This is a genomic window from Idiomarina sp. H2, from assembly GCF_004364275.1.
Lineage (GTDB): Bacteria > Pseudomonadota > Gammaproteobacteria > Enterobacterales > Alteromonadaceae > Idiomarina > Idiomarina loihiensis.
The window spans coordinates 1-18571 of the sequence record NZ_SNZY01000005.1 but is presented as its reverse complement, the minus strand read 5'-3'; the positions used below and the strand labels follow the sequence as shown (position 1 = coordinate 18571).

The window sequence follows — 18571 nt, the reverse complement described above, 5'->3', positions numbered from 1 at the left end:
TTAACATGCAGTTTATTGATTTAGCCGCTCAGCAGGCAAGAATTAAAGATAAAATTGATGCAGGCATTGCGCGCGTTCTTGCCCACGGCAAGTATATTCTAGGCCCGGAAGTTCAAGAGTTAGAAGAAAAATTAGCCAATTATACAGGTGCAAAGTACTGTATTACCGTGGCAAACGGAACCGATGCCCTTCAAATTGCACAAATGGCATTGGGTATTGGTCCGGGAGATGAAGTTATTACACCAGGCTTTACTTATATTGCGACGGCAGAAACCGTGGCCTTATTAGGCGCAAAGCCGGTTTATGTTGATATTGATCCTAAAACTTACAATATTGACCCAGAACTCATAGAAGCCGCTATTACTGAAAAAACGAAAGCGATTATTCCTGTATCTCTATATGGGCAGCCTGCTGACTTTGACCGTATTAATGAAATTGCCAATAAATATAATATACCCGTTATTGAGGACGGTGCACAAAGCTTTGGTGCAACCTACAAAGGCAAAAAGTCGTGTAACTTGAGCACTATAGCTTGTACAAGTTTCTTCCCAAGTAAACCTCTGGGATGTTATGGCGATGGTGGCGCTATATTTACTAATGATGAAGAGTTGGCAGCGGTCATGCGTCAGATTGCTCGGCACGGTCAAGACCGCCGATACCACCATATTCGAGTCGGTATAAATAGCCGTTTGGATACTCTACAAGCGACTATTTTACTGCCTAAACTAAATATACTGGATGACGAAATTGGACTGCGCAATACTGTAGCTGAGAGCTACACGCGGCTTTTGAATGAGGCAGGAGTTAATTCAACACCATTCATAGAGCCTCACAACACATCGGCGTGGGCGCAATATACTATCCAAGTAGACAATAGAAGCGAAGTTCAAGAAAAGTTAAAGAGCAAAGGAATACCAACAACAGTGCATTATCCCATTCCTTTGAATAAGCAGCCAGCAGTCGAAAATAAAACTTCGAACCTTAATGTCGGTGACACTGTTGCTGAAAAAGTTATTAGCTTACCTATGCATCCTTATCTGGATTATTCATCGCAAGGATTGGTAATAAAGGCCCTGAAATAATGAAAGTTCTGGTTACAGGCGGGGCAGGCTTCATAGGCTCAGCCGTTATCCGCCATTTAATAAATGACACTGACTACAGTGTTGTCAACGTTGACAAGCTCACCTACGCAGGCAACTTAGAAAGCTTGACACCAGTCAGCGATAATAACTGCTATGAACTCGAGCAAGTCGATATATGCAACGCTAAAGAAATAAAGCGCGTATTTGAGCAGCATCAGCCAGATGTAGTCATGCACTTAGCGGCAGAGTCTCACGTGGACCGCTCCATTGACGCCCCTGGTGAGTTCATGCAAACCAATATTATTGGTACTTATACGCTGCTAGAACAGGCAAAAGCTTACTGGCAAAACTTGACGGAGAGTCGAAAGGCGACCTTTAAATTTCATCATATTTCTACTGATGAAGTTTACGGTGACTTACCCCATCCAGACACGCATGCAGATGAACTCCCACTATTCACCGAAACCACCGCATACAAACCCAGCTCACCGTACAGCGCATCAAAAGCCAGTAGTGATCACTTAGTCAGAGCCTGGCATCGGACCTATGGTTTACCAACCGTTATTACTAATTGCTCCAATAATTACGGCCCGTATCATTTTCCTGAAAAACTCATTCCATTAATGATATTGAACGCTCTAGACGGTAAACCGTTACCCGTTTACGGCAAAGGTAACCAAATACGAGATTGGCTGTACGTGGAAGATCACGCCCGAGCTTTAGTTAAAGTAGCAGCAGAAGGCCAAGTCGGGGAAACCTACAACATTGGTGGGCATAACGAAAAGCAAAACATTGAAGTCGTCACCACTATTTGCGGCATACTCGATGAGCTAGTACCGAACAACAGCTCATATAAAGACTTAATAACGTACGTTGAAGACCGCCCCGGCCATGACATGCGCTACGCCATTGACTCCACCAAAATTAAAAACGATTTAGGCTGGATACCCGAAGAAACCTTTGAATCGGGTATTCGTAAAACGGTGCAGTGGTACTTAGACAACCAAGAGTGGTGTCAGCGAGTACAGGACGGTAGCTACCAGCGAGAGCGGTTAGGAAGTGCACAGTCAGGAGAAGTTGAATGAAAGGAATAGTATTAGCAGGCGGCTCAGGCACGCGCTTGTATCCAATAACAAAAGGTGTGTCGAAACAGTTATTACCTATTTACGACAAGCCGATGATTTACTATCCGCTGTCGGTATTAATGCTGGCGGGTATACGTGAAATACTCATTATTTCCACCCCTGAAGACTTGCCAAATTTTGAAAAGCTGCTAGGTGATGGCTCTCAGTTTGGAATGGAGCTTACCTATAAAGAGCAACCAAGCCCTGATGGTTTAGCTCAGGCCTTTATTATTGGTGAGGAGTTTATTGGTGAAGACAGTGTGTGCTTAGTGCTTGGTGATAACATTTATTATGGGCATGGATTTAGACCCAAACTACAAGATGCCGTAAAACGGACGGAGACTAATGGGGGAGCAACCGTCTTTGGCTACCAAGTAAAAGACCCTGAGCGTTTTGGTGTAGTGGAGTTTGATGACAAGAAGCGGGCTATTTCAATTGAGGAAAAGCCTGTGGAACCTAAATCTAATTACGCTGTCACCGGGTTATACTTTTACGACAATGATGTAATTGAAATAGCAAAAAAAGTAATACCTTCAGCGCGTGGCGAATTAGAAATAACCTCAATTAATGAAGCTTATTTACAGCGTGGGTACTTGAATGTTGAGCTTTTAGGGAGAGGGTTTGCTTGGCTTGATACCGGAACAAATGAAAGTTTGCTGGAAGCTGCGCAGTTTGTGGAAACGATTGAAAAACGACAAGGCTTTAAAGTAGCTTGTTTGGAAGAAATAGCATTTAATAATAATTGGCTAGATAGAGAACAGGTAGTTGAAGCCGGTAGACTAATGAATAAAAATGGTTACGGGCAATATTTAATAGCTCTTGTTAAAGGACAACTATGAATCATAAACCTATTTATGTGACGCAACCCTATTTGCCACCACTAAAAGAATTCATTCCTTATTTAGAAGAAATCTGGCAAAGCAAAGTTTTGACTAATAGCGGTCCTATGCATCAAAAACTAGAAAAAGAGTTGGAGAAATATCTTGGGGTTAATCATATTGTCTTGTTTAATAATGGCACTAACGCATTGCTTAGCGCACTTCAAGCGCTAGATCTTAAAGGTGAAGTAATAACAACACCCTACTCTTTTGTTGCTACTACCAACTCCATAGTATGGAATAATTTAACACCGGTTTTCGTGGATATAGAGCCTAGAACGTTAAACTTAGATCCGGCTAAAATCGAAGCTGCAATTACTTCAAAGACAACTGCTATTATGCCAGTGCATTGTTACGGCAATCGCTGCGAAGTCAATGCAATACAAGCTATTGCCGACAGGTATAATTTAAAAGTTCTATACGATGCCGCTCATGCATTTGGTGTACAGGATGAAGGGGGTAGTATACTTCGTTATGGTGATTTAAGTGTAATAAGTTTCCATGCCACTAAAGTATTCAATACATTTGAAGGCGGGGCCGTTGTGTGTCATAGCGCGGAAACTAAGGAACGTCTTAGCCAGCTTAAAAATTTTGGTATTATAGATGAAGTAACCATTAATGAAGTCGGAATTAATGGTAAAATGAGCGAAATTAATGCAGCTTTCGGACTGCTCCAACTTAAGTATATTGATAAAGCTTTGAAGGAACGATATGAAATCGATAGGTTCTATCGAGAAAATTTATCTGATGTTACCGGTATTCATATAATAGATAGCAATGTTGAAATAGCCCGTAACTATTCTTACTTTCCTATTTTAGTCACGGATAAGTATTCATTAAGTCGTGATGCACTTTACGAAAAACTCAAGCAACACAATATTTTTTCACGTCGTTACTTTTATCCACTAATAAGTGACTTTCGGGTATATACTGATTTAAATTCAGTTGAAGGAAAAAATCTACCAGTAGGGAAAGATGCTGCCCAACGTGTATTATGCTTGCCAATATACGCCGGTTTTGATGAGCAAGTTTCTCGTGTTGTGGAAATTATACGGGATCTGTAAATGAGCTTCTTAAGCGAACAACAAATAAAGTTAATGGGTTTTAAATTTATTGGTGAAAATGTTTATCTATCAGATAAAGCTTCATTTTATAACTGCTCCAATATCAGCATAGGCAATAATGTTCGTATAGATGATTTTTGTGTGTTGTCTGCAGGTAGAGGAGGAATTGAAATTGGTAACTATATTCATATCGGTGTTTATAGTTCGCTGATTGGTTCTGGTCAAATCAGCTTGTTGGATTTTTCAAACATATCTTCTAAGGTTTCGATATACAGTAGTAACGATGACTATAGCGGTGAATGGATGACAAATCCAATGGTGCCGCAAGAGTTTACTAATGTAGACAATTCTAATGTCGCTATTTGTAAACATGTAATTATTGGCTCCGGAAGTATTGTATTGCCGGGAGTTACCTTAGAAGAGGGGGTTGCAGTAGGAGCACTCAGTCTTGTTTCAAAAAACTGTGACGCTTTTGGTATCTATTCAGGTGTCCCGGCAAAAAGAATTAAAGAGAGAAAAAACTATATAAAACAATTAGAAGCGATGTTACGTGTCTTTTAAAAAGAATATCATTGCTAACTATACCAGCCAAATTTACGCCGCTGGTATAGGTATTCTAATTTTACCACTATACATAAGATATATTGGAGCGGAAGCTTATGGCTTAGTTGGTTTTTTTGCCATGTTACAGTCTTGGTTTTCACTTTTGGACTTAGGGCTTACACCGACTATAGCGAGAGAAACAGCGCGTTATCGTGGTGGTTCTATGTCGGCTCTTAAGTATCGTCAATTATTTCGTGCATTAAGCGGCCTTTTTCTAGCTGTTGCATTTATAGGTGGTTGTGGGCTGTGGTTTTTAGCTGAGTCGATTGCTAATAAATGGTTGAAGGTAGATGAGCTAGATATTGTAACCGTAGTCGTTGCAGTAAAGATAATGGCGATAAGTGTAGCGTTACGTTGGCTAGGGGGGCTATTCAGAGGAGTAATTACTGGCTCCGAAAAAATATTGTGGTTAAGTATTTTTAACGCAGCGATTGCGACGCTCCGGTTTCCGGCCGTCTTCATTACGATGTGGCTTTATGGGTTTACAGTTTCTGTGTTTTTCTGGCATCAATTAGCTTTAATTATATTTGAAGTTGTTAGTCTACATATAATGAGCAATCGCCTTAAACCTGACGTATTAAATAGTGCAAGCATCGGTTGGTCATTTCAACCGATAAAGCCCTTACTCAAGTTTTCGCTAACCATTGCTTTCACGTCTTCTGTATGGGTGCTTGTGACGCAAACAGACAAGTTGATATTGTCCGGTATTCTGCCATTGAAAGATTATGGATTTTTTACTTTAGCAGTTCTGATGGCAAGCGGAATAATGATTCTTAGTGCTCCTATTAGTACTGTTATAATGCCACGTATGGCACGTTTGAAAGCAGAGCGTAATCACGATGAAACTATTGCAATCTATCGCAATGCTACTCAAATAGTAAGTGTAATTGCCGGTTCCGCTGCAGTAACAATGGCTTTTTGTGCTAAACCGTTATTGTATGTTTGGACAGGAGACTATGAGGTCACTAATAATGCTGCTCCAATACTGACTCTTTACGCTTTAGGTAATGGTGTTTTAGCGATTTCAGCGTTTCCCTATTATTTACAATATGCAGTTGGTAATTTGCGTTATCATTTGATAGGTAATTTAGCTATTGTAATTGTCTTAATTCCGGTGATTATTTTTTCTGCCATCTATTATGGTGGAGTAGGTGCCGGATGGGCGTGGTTGGGAATTAATAGTCTTTATTTTATTGTCTGGGTCGGATACGTGCATAGAAAGCTAGAGCCGGGACTGCATCGAGTTTGGTTCATAGAGGATGTGTTCGTAATTACGCTGTCATCAGTATTATCTTTACTGTTTATTCATAACTTTATTCTTAATGAAAAAAACCCCCTTCTATTTATCATAGTTTCTGGTCTAACTAGTCTAACTGCGTCTACAATTGCGTCTAGATTTTTTAGAGAAAAGATTCGAAAAAGACTGAATTTTAAATGTATAAATCTAATTTGAATTTATTTTTATCTAATAATGAGCTACCTTCTCAGGAGGAGATTGTATCCTATTTTAACTCTAATAAACCAAAAGTGTCCATTCTATGTACGTGTTATAATCACGCCAAATATATTGAATCGACTATTAAAGGGTTTTTGATTCAAAAAAGCAAGTTCCCATTTGAGATTATTATTCATGATGACGCTTCTAAAGACGGATCAAAAGATATAATCGAACGGTTTCGAGAAAAGTATCCCAGTTTAATTAAACTTATCATTCAAGACGAAAATGTTTATAGTAAAGACAAGCAAGCTCCGTTAAGGAATTGTTTGGATAGCGCTGAATATGATTATATAGCATTATGTGAAGGTGATGACTTCTGGTTTGATCCTGAAAAACTTGAAAAACAAATGAATGTTTTGTTGTCACATAAAGACCTTTCTATGGTCGTAGCGCCTGGATTAGTAAGTGAAAGCCCCTTTAGTAAAAAAAAGTTACATTGTTATCATGGAGCGGATTCAATAACGTTTAACAACATAAATTCGGTTCTTTATCAATCAAATCAGTTTGCACCAACTGCTAGTTATCTATTCAAAAGGTCAATTTTAAACTTTTTATACTCCGATGCTTTTTCAGAAATGAGCATTACGGATCTTTTCATAGAAATCTACGCTATCCGCCTTGGAGGTATAATTTATATACCTGAAATCATGAGTTATTATCGTTTAGCTTCATTCGGTTCATGGTCAGAGAAAATGAGGGACGGTGGAACAGAGGCTTTAATAGAATATTATTATTCATTGTATTCTCTGATAGATAAAGATCCTTATCTCCGAAGTTTGAATTGGGAAAGAAAGTTAGCAATAATTTCATTGTCTATAGCACTTTCCTTTTTAAAGAATAAAGACTATAAAGGCTTTAAGAGCTATCTAACTTTGTCTAGGTTTCACCATAATTTTCCCCAGTTTAAGTTTCGAATTATCTATATGTTTTCTCAAACGCCATCATTATTGAATATATTATTTACTTTACTTGGGCGGTTTAAGTGAAGTTAAAAGCCATATTTTTATTGTTCTTTTTTGTGTTTTGGTGGGTGTTTTGGTTGTACCTCTCATTTTTTGAACAAAATACATTCGTTAGCCCAAGTTTTTTTGTTTTTATCCAGTTTAATTTTTTTATCACTTTCTTCTTTTGTGGTGCATTACTTTCCATTTATATGTATGGGGCGAGTCGAAATCAGTCTAGTACGGCTTCAATAGTTAATATATCTGAAAATAAATTGAAATTAATATTTTACATCATGTTATTCTTTTTAGCGTTGACAGTACTCGTCGCTTGGTTTTCGGGGGTTTTCTCAAAAAGTTATTTGAATTATTTTGCTGAAGTCCGCGGTACTGAAGCTGATTTAACTGGAGGTGCTACTGGTTTAGATAAGATCCTTGCCTTTTTGGCGTTTCCGTTCTCTATTTTTTGTTTAATATTGGGGTTAGTTGTAGACAGGGTAAAACATATTAGCATAACTGCCGGATTTTTTTTATTGTTATACTCTTATGTTTATCAAGTTAACTACCCTATTATGTATTCTTTTCATATTATTCTCATGACTTCTTTTTTAAGAGGATTATCTAAATCATTTATTTCGGTCCTGGTCGTATGCCTTCTTCTTGTTTTAATGGCAGCGTCAATGCGATATGGCTCTTTCGATTTTATAGGGGTTTTAAATTACTATTTAGTAAATTATCATATAGTTGGATTTTCTCTATATGATTATTATTTTTATGATGAGCAAGGTTTAATTCATCAGCATACTTTTGGATTTTCCAGTTTAGGGGGGATTTCTCAGTCACTTCTAATTGTAATTGATAAGCTTGGTGTTGATGGTGAGCTTCTTTCGACTACTAATAGTTATATATCAAAACCAGTTGTTGTTGGTGTTGATGGAGTTACAAAAAGTAATGCATTTAATACGATGATTTTTACTTTCTTTCGTGACTTCTCATATTTCGGTATTTTCTTAGGCGGCGGAGCTTATGGATTTTTTACCTTTCGAGCATACTTTAAAAGTATTACATCCATCTATAGCAGAGTTGTTTTTGTTGTTTTATCTTTTTCTTGGATGATTGGGTTTATGATTAGCCCGATTGAGCGACCCTACTTTTGGTTTTGTTTAATATTTTCATTTATTTTTCTAAAGAAGTTTATTTTCAAGAGAGTTTTCTATAATGAGTAAAATTGCTCTTCTATCAGCCGCATCCTCTATCCATACGGTTCGCTGGGCGAACGCTTTAAGTTCAGCAGGACACGAAATTCATGTGATATCCCAGCATCAAGTTGAAGAACCACTTAATCCAGAAGTTATATTACATCAGTTTCCATACTTTGGAACCATAGGATATTACCTCATGGTACCAAAAGTACGAAAGCTACTAAAAGAGATTCGACCGGATATAGTAAATGCGCATTACGTAAGTGGCTACGGAACAACCGCCCGTTTAGTAAACTATAGTCCTTTATTGTTGTCGGTATGGGGGAGTGATGTTTATCTTTTTCCATATAAATCACTTTTTCATAAATGGCTTGTAAAAAAGAATCTTCGTGCTGCTGATAAAATTGCTTCAACAAGTCACTGTATGGCGGCACAAATACGTACTTTAGTTCCTGAAATAAAAAAAATTGCTATCACTCCGTTTGGAGTCGATATGGCTGCTTATCAAAATATTAGGCCGGTAGATTCTATTCAAAAGTCAAAGATTGTTATAGGCACGGTTAAGACAATGAGTTCAACCTACGGTATTGACACTCTCATCGAAGCGTTTTCTCAGTTATTAGTTCGGCTGGAAAGGGGAGATACCAGAAAGCCACAACTTGAGTTACGCCTTGTTGGAGGGGGGGAACAAATGCACGAACTTTTCGCTCTCGCTGAACAACTTGGTATTGCTGAAAAGATAGTTTTTGTTGGTCGAGTTCCACATTCTAAAGTTCCAGAAGAACTGGAGAAGCTTGATATTTACGTTGCATTAAGTCGATTCGAGAGTTTTGGAGTTTCAATTCTTGAAGCTGGGGCAGCAAAAAGGCCGGTAGTAGTCTCGGATGCACAAGGTTTACTCGAAGTTACAAAAGACGGTGAAACCGGCTTTGTTGTACCAAAAGCAGATCCGAAAGCCGCAGCAGATGTGCTAGAAAAAATAGTGTCAGATCCTGAATTAAGACGTCAAGTTGGATTAGCTGGTCAACGACATGTCATGACAAATTATTCTTGGGATTCTTGTGTTAAAAAGATGCTCAACACTTATAAAGAGACAATACAGGATAAGTAATTTAAGTCGAGTAAGTGAGGAAAAGAATCTCATCATAATCGGTGCTCATCTGCAATTTGTAAAAGCTTGTTTGATTCTCATTAAGATTCACGGCGCATTCGATGTTATTAAAAAAAGGGGCAAGTAGTGGCTAAAGCGGTTTGGATAATTAATCAATATGCATCGCTTCCAACAACGGGGATTGGCGGGCGTCACCGAGCTTTAGCCAGAGAACTAGTAAAGCTTGGGTATGATGTAACATTGGTTTCTTCCCGTTGGACTCATCTAGTACGGGATGCAGATTTGAATGCTGGTGCGCCAGATCAAGAGGAGTTCGAGGGCTTTAGATTTATTCGACTCCCGTCTCGTAAATATCAGCACGCTCACGATAAATTTAGGATATGGAATTGGTTTGTTTTTGCGTGGCAAGTTAATAGGTTAGACCGTCGACTTAAAGCAAAGCCGGATATCGTAGTTTACTCTTCTCCTTCTTTAGTCGGCGTTCTCGGAGCCAAACGACTTGCAAGCAGAGTAAATGCCAAATTAGTTTTTGAGGTTCGTGATATTTGGCCTCTCACCTTTCGGGAGGTTGGTGGATATTCTGAAAGGAATCCATTCATTCAATTTATGCAATGGATTGAAGATTATGCTTATCGAACTGCTGATCATGTTACCTCAAATTTGCAAGGTGCGGTTGAGCACATGGAATCGCGGGGATTATCCAACAAAAATTTTACTTGGATAGGCAATGGTTTTTCTCTTGATGAGTTAATAGAGACGGAAGAGCTTCCTTCGTCGATCGACGATAGAATTCCAACTAAGGGGTTTAAGGTGTGTTATGCAGGAACTATAGGTAGCGCAAATGCGCTTGATTCATTGGTTGACGCAGCAAGTTTGCTATCCCGTAAGCGAACGGATATTCATTTCATTTTAGTGGGACATGGGAAAAATAAAACTTCGCTTGAAGCGAAAGCGAGAAGCTTAAAGCTTTCAAATGTGACATTCTTAGAGCCTGTATCTAAACAAAAAGTACAAAAGATAATTGAAAAGTGTGATGCATGTTTTATAGGCTGGAAAAGCTCAAATCTTTATGAATATGGTATAGCAGCAAATAAGTTATTTGATTATTTATACTCTGGGAAACCTATTTTACATGCATTTTCAGGGCGCTATGATCCTGTGGTGAAGTATGGTGCTGGAATAACGGTACCAGCGGAAGATGCTTGTGCAATCGCAAGAGGAGTTGTAAGTTTAGCAGATATGTCTTCTGAAAATAGGAAACTAATGGGGGAAAGGGGGTATACGGCTGTAGTCGCTGACCATGAGTATGGTGTTTTATCAAAAAAGTATGATGAGTTATTCAAAGAACTTTTGAAAGATAAAGATTATTAAGATAGATATGTTGAAACGGTTTTTTGATTTTGTGTCGTCAGCTGCAGCATTAGTAATATTATTTCCTGCCTTTGCTTTTCTGGCATTTGTAATTTACTGGAAGCTAGGCTCCCCTATCCTCTTTAAACAGGTTCGACCTGGTAAAGGCGGTAAGCCATTTAAAATGATTAAATTCCGCACTATGCGCGATGCGTTTGATGAAGATGGTAATCCATTGCCAGATTCTGAAAGGATTACTTCGTTTGGTCGTTTCTTACGCTCTACCAGCCTAGATGAGTTGCCGGAGTTGTGGAACGTTCTAAAAGGTGAAATGAGTCTTGTTGGCCCTCGTCCTCTCTTGATGGAGTATTTACCGCTTTATTCTAAGAAGCAATATCGACGTCATGAAGTTAGTCCAGGAATAACCGGGTGGGCACAAGTAAACGGACGCAACGCGATAAGTTGGGAAGAGAAGTTCAAGCTTGATGTATGGTATGTGAACAATCAATCGGTTTGGCTGGATATAAAAATTTTATTTATGACACTGAAAAAAGTCTTTGTGCGCGAGGGAATTGCAGCCGAAGGCGAGGCAACGATGAGTAAATTCAAGGGGACTAAAGATGACTGATGTTATTGGAATATACGGTGCTAGTGGCTTTGGAAGAGAAGTGTTGCCGTTAGTTAGGGAGCAGTACAGTTCCGTTGAACTTGTTTTCATTGATGATGGTTTTCAGTCTGACAATCTTAATGGCTATAAGGTTCTGAGCTTTGATGATTTTTTGGAGGTAGAAGCAACGTCAAAAAAATTGACGGTGGCAATAGCAGACAGCAAAATCCGAGAGGCTGTGACTAAAAAGTGTGAAGAACGAAACTTGCCTATTATTAATATCAGTGCAAGCAATGTTGTTATATTAGACGAAGTAGAAATTGGCCAAGGCTCTATTTTGTGTCCTTTCGTCACGGTTACTTCAAACGTTCAAATTGGAAAGTCTTTCCATGCCAATATATATAGTTATGTCGCTCATGATTGTGTTATTGGTGATTACGTAACCTTTGCGCCAAGAGTTCATTGCAATGGAAATATTCATATAGATGATTTTGCCTATATAGGTACGGGGGCTGTAATTAAACAGGGCTCCCCAGACAAGCCTTTAAAGATTGGTAAAGGAGCTATTGTAGGTATGGGAGCCGTTGTTACAAAGGATGTTCCTGCGGGGACTATAGTGATCGGAAATCCTGCGAAACCATTGGAAAGAAAAAGTTAATGTTAAACACTAAATTTTCCCCTTGGCCTTCTTTTACCCAAGCAGAAGCTGATGCTGTTTCAAACGTTATTCTCTCGAATAAAGTTAACTACTGGACCGGTCAAGAAGGCCGTCAATTTGAAAAAGAATTTGCAGAGTATACTGAGTCTAAATATGCAGTGGCGTTAGGTAATGGCACACAGGCGTTAGATTTAGCTTTAATTGCATTGGATGTTGGGCCGGGCGATGAAATTATTGTAACGCCACGTACATTTTTAGCGTCAGTTTCTTCAGTCGTCACTGCTGGAGCTACTCCTGTATTTGTTGATGTTGACCGTGATAGTCAAAATATAGAAGCGCCAGCTATAGAAAAGGCGATTACCAAAAAAACGAAGGCAGTAGTTGTAGTTCATCTAGCGGGTAGGCCAGCTGATATGGATCCGATTATGTCATTGGCGGAAAAGCATGGCTTTTATGTCATTGAGGATTGCGCTCAGGCACATGGCGCCAAATATAGAGGCTGCTCTGTTGGTAGCATAGGTCATATTGGTGCTTGGTCATTTTGCCAGGACAAGATTATGACTACCGGTGGTGAAGGCGGTATGGTCACGACCAATGATGAAGCCCTTTGGCGCAAAATGTGGTCGTATAAAGATCATGGGAAAAGCTACGAAGCGGTTTATGAGCGAGAGCACCCACCGGGCTTCCGTTGGTTACACGAAAGTTTTGGAACCAATTGGCGCATGACTGAAGTACAGGCTGCTATTGGTCGTATACAACTCACACACATGCCTGAGTGGACGCAAAATCGTCAAAAGAATGCCGAAGCCATTACCGAGGTATGCAGTGAGTTTAACTGTGTTCGCACACCGGTCGTACCTGAGCACATGGAGCATGCTTGCTATAAGCACTATTGTTTTGTGAAGCCTGAAAACCTAGCAGAAGGCTGGACACGAGACCGAATAGTTAATGAGATAGTTGAGCGTGGTGTTCCTTGTATGCAAGGCTCGTGCTCTGAAGTGTATTTAGAAAAAGCGTTCGATGGGACGGGCTACCGGCCTGAGGAACGACTCGCTATTGCTAAAGAGTTAGGTGAGACTAGCTTAATGTTTCTTGTGCACCCAACATTAACGGATAGCGAAATAGAAAAGACCTGTGTAGTGATTAAAGACGTACTCTCACAGGCACAGAGTTAAAGCATACCTCGGATTGTGTCAGAGGTAGTTAAGACTGCATAAAAGCCGGAAAGGAAATATAGGTAAAAAGACACAATCAATGCAAACCATGACACTACAAAACTATACTGGTGCATCATTGCTTAACGCACGACAGTTAAACCTGTCTATGAGCTTAATGCTTGGCGAGCAAACGCGCCCTAAGCAACTGACTAAGCAGCAGCTCATGCAATTGCTGAATGTGCTGGAATCTTTGGCTATGTCATCGAAGGTGTTGTTTGATGGCTCCATACAGCAAGGTGATAAACAGCAACTTAAAGACCATAACCATCTCTACCGAGACCTTCTTAAAGAAACCAGTTTGGTTGCAACCGACCAATGGTTAGGCTGCTGCCAGCAGGCCGCGACTCAGTCCGTATTACTGATTAAAGAATGGTTGGAAAGCCCTGAGCGCTGGTCCGAGCAATCGCCCGTTGCGCAAAAAGACGCCGAAAGCTTTAAACACGCACTACTGGAAGGCTTTACCCAAAAGTTTACCGACAGACGCAAGCTGGCTAAAAGCACCTTAACGGATAATAACTTCCGCGGTGCAAAATGTGTCGCCGGTTTATTGGTGACTATTGCCGAGCAAGCCCCTTTTGACCAACCCACCGTTTCTGACTTCACGCTTGCGTTTAACCAGGCAGCGCAAAGTGATGATGACACTTCTCATAAAACCGGACAGTTAGTCTCCGGACTTATAGACCGCTTCCGTGTCAACTTTGTGAATGAATTAGCTGAACAGCATAATGCAGTTTATGTTGCAGCACCCGCCATTGAAGACTTAAAAGCGCAGCAAAGTGCACTGCTTTGGCGCTACTTAGGTAACCAACTGCAACAGCAGTCGAGCCTGAATGAGTTACAAAGCCTATCGCAAACTGAGTCGGAAGCGCTGCAAAGCTTTCCGTATGCTTACGCATTGTTGATGCAGAAAAAGGTCACCAGCCCCACCAAACTCCTCGATTTACTCTTCAAAGTCCGTGATGACGCTGTTATTGCTCAGCAAGCCAAAGAAGAGCAAAGTGGAAAGCGGTTTGTGCATGAGTGGAGCTTAGAAGAGTTTCAGGATATGCACGCCGGTCTTTTCGGCGATACCTTTGCCGCAATAAACAATCACAAAACCGCTTGGCACGAAAACTTATTAAACATTGGTCGTTCATGTCTACCAGCACTGCTGTCTGTAGGCTCCGCGGGTTTAGGCATCGTGATACCGGAAAGCGCGGTTGAAGGCACTATCGCTGTGAGTATGGCTTCTGCCGGTGTGGCGCTTGAAAATGCAAATCGGTTTAGTGGCAATAGCGCGAGCGATAATAAGAGCATAAAACTTTACCGCGATAACTACATGCACTGGAACAAACTCTTGGATAAGGCCGCTACGCAGACCTCAAGAGGTATGTCTTTGCAGGGACGGGTAGAAGATATTTTTGGTGTGCCAGTAGCTCGGTAAAATATCTGTTAGAAAAAGCAAGAAAAAGGAAAATATAATGTGCGGTATCGTAGGAGCAACCTCTGAGCGCCATGTTGGCGAGGTTTTATTAGAAGGTTTAAGACGCCTTGAGTACAGAGGTTATGACTCAGCCGGGATGGCAGTCATCGATAAAAGCCAACAGCTGAAAAGCACACGACGTACCGGAAAAGTACAAGCCTTAGCGGCGGCCATTGAAACTGAGTCAATGGACGGAACGCTGGGTATTGCCCATACCCGTTGGGCAACACATGGTGGCGTCACTGAAGCCAATGCGCATCCGCATGTATCGAATAATGACATTGCTGTTGTTCATAACGGTATTATTGAAAACCACGATTCGCTGCGAGAGCAGCTAAAGACGCTGGGCTATGCGTTTAACAGCCAAACTGACACCGAAGTGATTGCTCACTTAATTCACCATGAGTGCCAAACCCAACCAAGTTTAGTTGAGGCTGTGAAAGCAGCGACACGCCAACTTGAGGGCGCTTATGGCACGGTGGTTATTGATAAAAATGACCCAGAGCGGTTAGTGGTAGCACGCTCTGGCAGTCCGTTAGTCATAGGCGTGGGAATAGGTGAGAACTTTGTTGCCTCTGACCAACTGGCGCTGTTGCCCGTGACCCGGAAGTTTATCTACCTAGAAGAAGGGGATGTTGCCGATATTACGCGAACCGCTATCGATATTTTTGATGAAAGCGGCCATGCAGTAGAGCGCAACGTTGTTGAGTCAGACAGTCAGTACGACGCGGGTGGTAAAGGCGACTACCGCCACTTTATGCTGAAAGAAATTTACGAGCAGCCGATTGCCGTCCGAAACACGCTGGAAGGACGCGTATCTGACACTACCGTTTTGGATGATGCGTTTGGCAAAGGTGCGAATGCGTTATTAAAAGAGATTGAGCACGTTAAAATTATTGCGTGCGGTACGAGCTACCATGCCGGTATGGTCGCAAGCTATTGGCTTGAGTCGTTAGCTAATGTGTCGTGTAGCGTTGAGATTGCGTCAGAGTTTCGGTACCGACAGTCGCATGTGAAACCCAACACACTGCTTGTCACGATTTCACAAAGTGGTGAAACAGCGGATACGCTTGCTGCTCTGCGACTGTCAAAAGAGCTTGGCTACAAAGGCAGCTTGACCATATGTAATGTTGAAACATCGTCTCTGGTTCGCGAATCGGACTTGGCGTTTATGACACGAGCCGGCACTGAAATTGGCGTGGCATCCACAAAAGCCTTTACCACGCAGTTAACCGGATTGTTGATGCTGACCGTTGCCATTGGTAAACACCGAGGAATGCCTTTAGAGCAGCAAAAGAGCCTGGTCCACTCGTTGCAAACACTGCCCGCCAAACTTGAAGAAGCGGTGTCACTTGCGGACGATATTGAGCAGTTGGCGTATGAGTTTACCCATAAAGAGCACAGCATTTTCTTAGGGCGCGGCAACCAATATCCTATCGCCATGGAAGGTGCACTAAAACTGAAGGAAATTTCATACATTCATGCAGAAGCTTACGCCTCTGGTGAGCTAAAGCACGGTCCTTTGGCGCTTATCGACGATGAAATGCCGGTGATTGTTGTTGCGCCGGACAATGAGCTTCTTGAAAAGCTTAAGTCGAACGTCGAAGAAGTCCGGGCTCGTGGTGGTGTGATGTATGTCTTTGCTGATAAAAACGCACAATTCAAGACCGATGAAACGATGAATGTCTTAAGTGTTGGTCATTGTGAGGATGTTATTGCCCCTATTGTGTATACCGTTCCGCTCCAATTGTTGTCTTACTATGTTGCGCTGGTTAAGGGAACCGACGTTGATCAGCCTCGTAATCTCGCAAAATCGGTCACGGTCGAATAATTACTGATGAAAATATTGGTCACCGGAACAGCGGGGTTTATCGGTTTTCATACGGTATTGAGGCTACTCAAACAAGGCCATACCGTAGTCGGGCTAGACAGTATTAATGATTACTACGATGTAAGCCTCAAATATGGTCGGCTAAAAGAAAGCGGCATAAAGCGAAGCAATATTGAATACGGCGTAAGGGTTCGGTCGGAGTTGCATTCTGGTTACTCTTTTATACAGCTAGAACTTGAAGATAAGCCCGCATTAGACGCCCTGTTTGAACAAGAGCAGTTTGACGCCGTATGTAACCTGGCTGCCCAGGCTGGGGTGCGTTACTCGCTGGAAAACCCTAATGCTTATATAGACTCCAACATTGTCGGTTTTATGAATGTGCTTGAGGCTTGTCGCCATCATGCCGTTAAAAACTTAAGCTATGCGTCTAGCTCATCGGTGTATGGCTTAAATGAGGCTATGCCGTTTTCAACCTCGCACAGTGTGAACCATCCGGTGAGTTTGTATGCTGCCACCAAAAAGTCGAACGAACTTATGGCGCATACTTACGCGCACTTGTATGGCATACAATGCACCGGTTTACGGTTTTTTACTGTTTATGGGCCCTGGGGCAGGCCCGACATGGCGCCCTTTATTTTCACCAAAGCCGCGTTAAATGGCGAGACCATTAAGGTATTTAATAACGGTAAAATGAAGCGAGATTTCACCTATATTGATGACATTGTTGAAGGTGTGGTGCGCGTTATTGAAAATCCGTGCAAAGTCACCAGCGAATGGGACGCTAAACAGCCAGACCCGTCCAGCTCCTTGGCACCTTATAAAATTTATAATATAGGTAATAGCCAACCTATTGAGCTGATGACCTTTATAGAGGCTGTTGAAAATGCGGCAGGCGTTGAAATACCAAAAGACTTTCAGCCCATTCAGCCAGGGGATGTTGTAGCCACTTATGCCGATGTGTCTGAGTTAGAAAACGATATGGGGTATAGGCCGTCAACACCGGTGACAGAGGGGATGAAGCTTACGGTTGAGTGGTACAAGCAGTTTTATAAAGTCTAAATTTCGTAATAAGAACGAATAATTGGGTATTTTATGAAAATAGCAGTAGCGGGCACTGGGTACGTTGGTTTATCAAATGCTGTACTTTTGGCGCAGCATAATGAGGTTTATGCGGTTGATATTATAAAAGACAAAATCGACCTTATTAACAGTAAGCAGTCACCCATTGAAGACAAGGAAATATCTGAGTTTCTTGCGACAAGACAACTGAACCTTAAAGCTACATTGAGCCCTGAAGAGGCTTACAGTAATGCTGAATATGTCATTATAGCCACACCAACAGATTACGACCCCGAAACTAATTACTTCAATACCAGTAGCGCAGAAGCGGTTATAGCTCAGGTTAAGCAAATAAACCCCGACGCTATAATGGTCATAAAGTCGACCATTCCCGTCGGTTACACCCAAATGCTGAAAGAGAAAATGGGTACTGACAACATTATTTTCTCACCGGAATTTTTGCGCGAAGGCAAAGCCCTTTATGACAATCTGTACCCTTCACGTATTATTGTCGGGGAGCGCTCTGAACGCGCCGAGCTCTTTGCTAGTTTATTAAAGCAGGGCGCAATTAAAAAAGACGTTTCAACCCTGTTTACTGACAGCACGGAAGCCGAAGCCATTAAGCTTTTTGCGAATACCTATCTTGCTATGCGCGTAGCTTATTTTAATGAGTTAGATACGTATTCAGAAGTGCATGGTCTGGATACCCGCCAAATTATTGAGGGGGTTAGCTTAGATCCTCGCATTGGCGACCACTACAATAATCCCAGTTTTGGTTATGGTGGCTATCGGCGTTTTTCAACCTAGTTGTCCAAAAAACCTGTTTTAAGCAACCGCCGTATTACGCTTAATTTCCTCAACATTGGAGGGATTTAGCGCAACGT

16 protein-coding genes and 1 pseudogene are annotated in these 18571 nt (G+C 41.3%); all 17 read left to right on the top strand.

The window, feature by feature from the left end; all coding sequences use genetic code 11:
* The first annotated feature begins 5 nt into the window (after positions 1-5).
* On the top strand, positions 6-1082 hold the full coding sequence (locus DET62_RS07600; RefSeq protein WP_110013636.1) for a DegT/DnrJ/EryC1/StrS family aminotransferase: 1077 nt from the start codon (positions 6-8) through the stop codon (positions 1080-1082).
* Positions 1082-2167 (top strand): dTDP-glucose 4,6-dehydratase, encoded by a 1086-nt coding sequence (rfbB, locus tag DET62_RS07595; protein ID WP_110013637.1) that lies wholly within the window; start codon positions 1082-1084, stop codon positions 2165-2167. Before DET62_RS07600 ends, rfbB begins: the two co-directional genes overlap by 1 nt.
* Positions 2164-3045 (top strand): glucose-1-phosphate thymidylyltransferase RfbA, encoded by an 882-nt coding sequence (rfbA, locus tag DET62_RS07590; RefSeq protein WP_110013638.1) that lies wholly within the window; start codon positions 2164-2166, stop codon positions 3043-3045. Before rfbB ends, rfbA begins: the two co-directional genes overlap by 4 nt.
* A complete protein-coding gene (locus DET62_RS07585) occupies positions 3042-4148 on the top strand; it encodes a DegT/DnrJ/EryC1/StrS family aminotransferase (protein ID WP_110013639.1) in 1107 nt (368 codons plus the stop codon). The genes rfbA and DET62_RS07585 overlap by 4 nt, the downstream gene beginning before the upstream one ends.
* Positions 4149-4709, top strand: a complete 561-nt coding sequence (locus tag DET62_RS07580; protein WP_110013640.1) for an acyltransferase — start codon at positions 4149-4151, stop codon at positions 4707-4709.
* The gene (locus DET62_RS07575; protein WP_110013641.1) at positions 4699-6204 is read left to right on the top strand and encodes an oligosaccharide flippase family protein; all 1506 of its coding nucleotides are present in this window, start codon (positions 4699-4701) and stop codon (positions 6202-6204) included. Before DET62_RS07580 ends, DET62_RS07575 begins: the two co-directional genes overlap by 11 nt.
* Positions 6186-7235 carry a glycosyltransferase gene (locus DET62_RS07570; protein WP_110013642.1) on the top strand — a complete coding sequence of 350 codons (1050 nt, stop codon included), beginning with the start codon at positions 6186-6188 and terminating at the stop codon, positions 7233-7235. Before DET62_RS07575 ends, DET62_RS07570 begins: the two co-directional genes overlap by 19 nt.
* Positions 7232-8416, top strand: a complete 1185-nt coding sequence (locus DET62_RS07565; protein WP_110013643.1) for an O-antigen polymerase — start codon at positions 7232-7234, stop codon at positions 8414-8416. Before DET62_RS07570 ends, DET62_RS07565 begins: the two co-directional genes overlap by 4 nt.
* On the top strand, positions 8409-9503 hold the full coding sequence (locus DET62_RS07560) for a glycosyltransferase (protein ID WP_110013644.1): 1095 nt from the start codon (positions 8409-8411) through the stop codon (positions 9501-9503). The genes DET62_RS07565 and DET62_RS07560 overlap by 8 nt, the downstream gene beginning before the upstream one ends.
* 126 nt (positions 9504-9629) lie before the next feature.
* Positions 9630-10874, top strand: coding sequence for a glycosyltransferase family 4 protein (locus DET62_RS07555; protein ID WP_110013645.1), 1245 nt, complete (start codon positions 9630-9632; stop codon positions 10872-10874).
* A gap of 7 nt (positions 10875-10881) precedes the next feature.
* A complete protein-coding gene (locus DET62_RS07550) occupies positions 10882-11481 on the top strand; it encodes a sugar transferase (protein ID WP_110013646.1) in 600 nt (199 codons plus the stop codon).
* On the top strand, positions 11474-12118 hold the full coding sequence (locus tag DET62_RS07545; protein WP_110013647.1) for an acetyltransferase: 645 nt from the start codon (positions 11474-11476) through the stop codon (positions 12116-12118). The genes DET62_RS07550 and DET62_RS07545 overlap by 8 nt, the downstream gene beginning before the upstream one ends.
* A complete protein-coding gene (locus DET62_RS07540) occupies positions 12118-13293 on the top strand; it encodes a DegT/DnrJ/EryC1/StrS aminotransferase family protein (RefSeq protein ID WP_110013648.1) in 1176 nt (391 codons plus the stop codon). The genes DET62_RS07545 and DET62_RS07540 overlap by 1 nt, the downstream gene beginning before the upstream one ends.
* 79 nt (positions 13294-13372) lie before the next feature.
* Positions 13373-14758 (top strand): hypothetical protein, encoded by a 1386-nt coding sequence (locus tag DET62_RS07535; protein WP_110013649.1) that lies wholly within the window; start codon positions 13373-13375, stop codon positions 14756-14758.
* Positions 14759-14795: 37 nt separating this feature from the next.
* Positions 14796-16628 carry a glutamine--fructose-6-phosphate transaminase (isomerizing) gene (gene glmS / locus DET62_RS07530; protein ID WP_110013650.1) on the top strand — a complete coding sequence of 611 codons (1833 nt, stop codon included), beginning with the start codon at positions 14796-14798 and terminating at the stop codon, positions 16626-16628.
* Between the two features lie 6 nt (positions 16629-16634).
* Complete coding sequence (locus tag DET62_RS07525; RefSeq protein ID WP_110013651.1) at positions 16635-17687, top strand: NAD-dependent epimerase; 1053 nt, start codon at positions 16635-16637, stop codon at positions 17685-17687.
* Positions 17688-17720: 33 nt separating this feature from the next.
* Positions 17721-18476 (top strand): annotated as a pseudogene (locus DET62_RS07520) (nucleotide sugar dehydrogenase); the annotation flags it as partial.
* Positions 18477-18571 lie beyond the last annotated feature (95 nt).